General features: G+C 52.8%; 6 protein-coding genes. 3 read left to right on the top strand and 3 right to left on the bottom strand.

Features of this window, described 5'->3' with window-relative positions; translation table 11 throughout:
- Nucleotides 1-43 precede the first annotated feature (43 nt).
- Nucleotides 44-373 (top strand): tyrosine-type recombinase/integrase, encoded by a 330-nt coding sequence (locus ACS5Q1_RS46755; protein WP_473104602.1) that lies wholly within the window; start codon nt 44-46, stop codon nt 371-373.
- A 414-nt stretch (nt 374-787) separates the two neighbouring features.
- Nucleotides 788-1,177: a hypothetical protein gene (locus ACS5Q1_RS46750; RefSeq protein WP_473104601.1), complete on the top strand. Its 390-nt coding sequence runs from the start codon at nt 788-790 to the stop codon at nt 1,175-1,177.
- A gap of 899 nt (nt 1,178-2,076) precedes the next feature.
- Here the strand turns inward: ACS5Q1_RS46750 and ACS5Q1_RS46745 are convergent.
- Entirely contained in the window at nt 2,077-2,364 is a 288-nt protein-coding gene (locus ACS5Q1_RS46745; protein ID WP_473104600.1) for a DUF6894 family protein, read from the bottom strand.
- Between the two features lie 40 nt (nt 2,365-2,404).
- A complete protein-coding gene (locus tag ACS5Q1_RS46740) occupies nt 2,405-2,728 on the bottom strand; it encodes a hypothetical protein (RefSeq protein ID WP_473104599.1) in 324 nt (107 codons plus the stop codon).
- Between the two features lie 331 nt (nt 2,729-3,059).
- Between ACS5Q1_RS46740 and ACS5Q1_RS46735 the strand changes: the two genes are divergently transcribed.
- Entirely contained in the window at nt 3,060-3,374 is a 315-nt protein-coding gene (locus tag ACS5Q1_RS46735; protein ID WP_473104598.1) for a hypothetical protein, read from the top strand.
- Between the two features lie 45 nt (nt 3,375-3,419).
- Here ACS5Q1_RS46735 and ACS5Q1_RS46730 read toward each other — a convergent pair whose 3' ends face one another.
- Nucleotides 3,420-3,998, bottom strand: a complete 579-nt coding sequence (locus ACS5Q1_RS46730) for a PRC-barrel domain-containing protein (RefSeq protein WP_473104597.1) — start codon at nt 3,996-3,998, stop codon at nt 3,420-3,422.
- Nucleotides 3,999-4,483 lie beyond the last annotated feature (485 nt).

Raw genomic sequence — 4,483 nt, 5'->3', positions numbered from 1 at the left:
CTCGACGGATTGCCTCTGTCGTCGTGGCGCTGCCGTGTAGAACCTGCCCCATAGTGCTTCCTTCCACTCATGCGAAAAGATTGCACCATCAAAGTCCGGGATTAAACACCTAGGCGCCTCCGATCGCGTATTTCCTGTGACTCCTAATGCCGTCCGTTTGGCTTGGGAGAGGTTGCGAGATAGGGCTGGTGTAGCGGACCTGCGGTTGCACGACCTGAGGCACGAGGCGGTCTCAAGGTTCTTTGAGCTTGGTCTAACAACTCCTGAGGTAGCCCTGATCAGCGGCCATCGTGATCCACGAATGTTGAGCCGATATACTCACCTGAGGCCAGAGAAGGTTGCTGAGAAGTTGGCTAAGGCAACTCTCGGCTGACCCTAAAAGAAGAGAGCCTGATGGAAGGACCGCCAGGCTCAGTAGTTTAACCAGAGGGAACCAATGAAGTTCATGAGGCCAACGGCCAAGCCTCTTGCTAGTTCCCTCTCAGGCTCACAGATCGGCAAGATACTTTGCTACTAAGAGCGCCAGCACAATGAGAGCTAAGGCTCCAATCGCAGGAAGTCCCTCGGCATGAGCATCAAGCAGCTTCCAAATACGTACAGAGAGGCGAGGCAACCTCATTCGTGATCTCCCTAATCATACCGTTGAGAGTACCACGGAATGAGAACAAATGCAGAACATTCTGTCTGGGCTGTGGATGACTGTGGATTAGCTTTGAGGTCCAGACGGGCATCAAAAGCCGTCGGTGCAGGTTAAGTTAGAGCAACCGAGTCTGACGGAGCCAAGGCAATGCCGGATGTTGAAATGACAATCGGAGTCGCTCACGACAGGACGGCAGCTGCGATCGAGATTGCGCCTGTTGGACAGCCACCATTGCAGCTGGTGCTCACACTTGACGAGCTTGATCGGCTGATCAGCGAACTTGGAACTGCAAGAAGCAGGATGGTTGAGGGGCAGTCACCCCCTGACTTTGAAAGCGAGGAAGTCACCATCAGTACCGTCGCTTATGCAAAGTGGCATATCCGAACGTACCCTCCCACAGGTGCCTTGCTCGCGTTTTATCATCCAAAGTTTGGCCCTGTCGGATTTACCCTTCCAAGAGACCAGATCGCTAGGATCGTGAGCTTCCTGACAGAGCGGTTCATTCTTCAACTAACTCAATCAGCCGAAAAGCACTAGGCTCCGCTTTAGCGTCTGTCGTGATCCACGGATGTTGAGCCAATGCGCTCACGTGAGGCTTGAGAAGGTGGCTGAGAGGCCGGAGGGAACTACAGTGGCAAGGACCGAAGAGAGAGCCTGATGGGAGGATTACACCGTCAGGCTCTTAAGTTCATCAGAGGGATTAACAAAGTTCGAGGACTAAAGGCCAAGCCCTCCACCAGTCGCTTTGGCCTAAGCGTTGCTTTCTGAGGCTAGCGCACGACTGGCTCTATTTGGTCCTGCTGAGCTACACGCTCAGTCGTTTCTGTTTCGCTCTGTACGCAATACCGTGGCGTCCCGGACGGTGTCGGCATGAGATGGCGAAGAACCCTGAGATGGCCCTGCGGAAGCTTAGGCGAGGTTCCTTTAGCCTGTACAACCTGACCGATCTTGAACACATACTTTGTCATGGTGTTCCTCCACTTTGTGACGGCATTAATTGCTCCATCGTCGGGTCTTGCATTGACGCTGACCCAAACGTGCAAAGATCGCCGACGCGGAGCTTATGCCCGGTCATGTAAGGTCAATTAACGCAGGTTAATCCGGGTTCCGCCGTCAGGTATGACTGTGTTCGAGCCTGAACGGAGGTTGCAGAATGGTGAAGCAGCGTGTGGGAAGCCGTTGTTGAACCCGCTCTTAGATCATGACGCTAACGATCGTGAAAGGAGGTTGGCGGATATACTCACCTGCGACCAGTAAGGGGGCTGAGAAGTTGGCTAAGGTCGCCACGACTTAACCGCTCCGGTGTGCCCTCGCACAAACCTATCTCAGTACCTTGTTAAACTGAGGATGTTTCCTCCCTTAACCAACCAGCCCCATCAGTTGAGCAATCCTGGTGGGGCTTCTTTGTGCCTGAGCGCGAAATGCTTTGGTGCAACTCAGGACTTGGGTTCTTTGGCTTCTCTGAACGGCACGATCAGAACTGTTTGACCAGTCTCGTCGTCGATCTGCACCATAAAATCATTCTGCTGGTCGGAGGACAGGTCCGTCCAGTACGGAACAACCTCTATAAAAATCTTTGCCACTCGCAAGGCGACCCGACGGGCAGCTTCAACGTTGGGCAAATCATAGCTTTTGGGATACCTGATCCGGTTGTGCTGACTGCAAATAAAGAGACTGTACTGAGGCATGGCTAACAGGAATATTAGCCAAATACTTCCAGTCAACAATCCTCTCTTAGGGATTACTTCACAGATTGTCGGGCGATCAGTTTAGCCGCTTACGCAACGGCTGCCCTCCTTGCATCAACTCCCTCTCATAAGCCAAAGCGACCCTCAAGGCACACCATCGTTCTTCAGCTTCGGTGAGTTTAGCGGCTGCTTGCTCATACAGCGCAAGTGCGGCCTCCTCCTTGGCGAACAGGGGATCAAGTGGGCCGAATGACTGCTCCCGATAGGCATGGTCCAGTGCATGTTCCAGCTTCTCACGGACACTCACCAGATCATAAGCAGCTTGACGGTACTTGAGTTGAGCCTCCTCAAGGTCAAGTGAAGCCTCACGGAAAGCTTCAAGGCAAAGGAGATTGGTCATATCCCCATAAACGTTCTCCCATCAGAGAAGTACTAAATTTAACAGCTTCTCGGAGAGCTAGCCTTTACGTAATTCTAAAATACTTTCTGTGGCTGATGCTATTCTGAGGTACGCAGATCGCAATATAACCCGAACTGTTTGTAGAGTTTCCTACAATAAGAAAACTATCAAACGCTTGTTTATTGAATTGCATCTTTTCATGCCGACGAAATTGTGCAAAATTTATGGCGGAACTTCTTTTCGCCACAAAGCGTTGGGGAGCCAGCACAACTAACCCGCCGATCAAAATCCAGATTCGTCGTCCGACGGATGAAAGCCGACAAATAACAACATGAGCGATTACCGCACTCCTGAAGCTTGCCTTGGTTTTGCTGGACCCGAGGATCGAGTAGTTTCACTCAACGTTCCCCTTGCAATAGAAGACGGGCAGAACAGTTCTTATCACTCCTTCGATATCGAGTATGACGCAGAGCAGCCAGACACGCTGACGATCCGCCTTATGGAACTGGACCAGCATGGGTTCATTAGGACAGCGCTACAAAGCACTTCGTTTCCCGTTGAACTGCTCACCGATCTATTCAGCAGAAGGAAGGCCACAGCCGAGGAAGTTGCTGGATGGAAAGCTATGACTGATGAGGATCAATAGCATCCTCAAGCAGACCTTTAACGATAGGTGCGGGTCCGCAAGTCCTTAGATCGGGCCTCTTGGGTAGTCGTGCCAGTAGTCCCTCATCTCCTGCTGACGCTTGCGGTCAGGCCACACCTTATCGTCACCCTCATCGCAGAACGATGGTGCGCCTTGCACCTGCTCCTTGGTGATGTCGGTGCGATAGCCCTCAAGGTCTCTAGCATATGAAAGCTTATCCCACGGGATAGTGCGATGGTGAACACCGATGCCAAGAAAGCCGCCAAACGTCACGTCCACATACAGGACACGCCCACTGACTTTCTCGATCAGCAACCGCTTGATGGTGCCGATTTGTCTACCCTGTTGGTTGAACACCTCCGTGCCCTCAACACGATCACTCCCGATGACAGGATGAAATGGAACTGTCTCGTTGCTTGCCTCCCACAGGAGGAAGCCATTCTCTAGTATCCCGGCTGAAACGAAGGCTCGGCCAACGTCAAAGGTCCACCGCTCGTCTGGGCTGACCTGCTGCACAAGCGTCCAAGGTCCGCTCTCGGCTGGAAGCTTTTCGCCTGTAGAACTATTGGTGAAGCCGCGCAGGTTCGGGTTTGGGTCAGATTGGAAGACGTAGCAGGTTCTCATGGGTGCTTCTTAAGTTTACAACACGCACAACCATTGTCTCAGTCATTCATGACCAAAATAGAAACATAATGGTAGGAAGTTTTGGATGAGATCTGGATGTTGCCCTAGGATCTGTACAAAATTACCCAGCGACGACTGCGAAATACATTGACTAACCTTCCATTCCTCTGCTTCTAAACGGCCGTTTCCTGTCGTCCCCCTTCGTCCTCCACGACAATTTCAGGGTGGAAGGCACTCACTCACCTTCACCCAAGCCCTACTGCCCGTCAGTGATACGGCCCTCTCGGAACCTAAGAGCCCCAAGAGGTCGCGACCTGAGGCTCCCACTCGGTCAGGAGTTGCTGCCTAGCCAGCCAAGGGAGATGGCCAGCCCCCACGAGGTGGTCCGGTGTCAATGTTAGTGCATGATCGGTCGTGGCGCTACGGCTGGGGTGGCCGGCGGAGTTGGCCGGGGTTGCGCAGCCGGCCATAGCACTGTCTCGGGT

Source organism: Microvirga sp. GN3, from assembly GCF_055792825.1.
This window is presented reverse-complemented; position numbering and strand designations above follow the sequence as displayed.

Coding starts and splice junctions, on each gene's coding strand:
- ACS5Q1_RS46750 (WP_473104601.1), top strand. CDS start 788: ATGCCGGATGTTGAAATGACAATCGGAGTCGCTCACGACAGGACGGCA.
- ACS5Q1_RS46740 (WP_473104599.1), bottom strand. CDS start 2,728: ATGACCAATCTCCTTTGCCTTGAAGCTTTCCGTGAGGCTTCACTTGAC.
- ACS5Q1_RS46735 (WP_473104598.1), top strand. CDS start 3,060: ATGAGCGATTACCGCACTCCTGAAGCTTGCCTTGGTTTTGCTGGACCC.
- ACS5Q1_RS46730 (WP_473104597.1), bottom strand. CDS start 3,998: ATGAGAACCTGCTACGTCTTCCAATCTGACCCAAACCCGAACCTGCGC.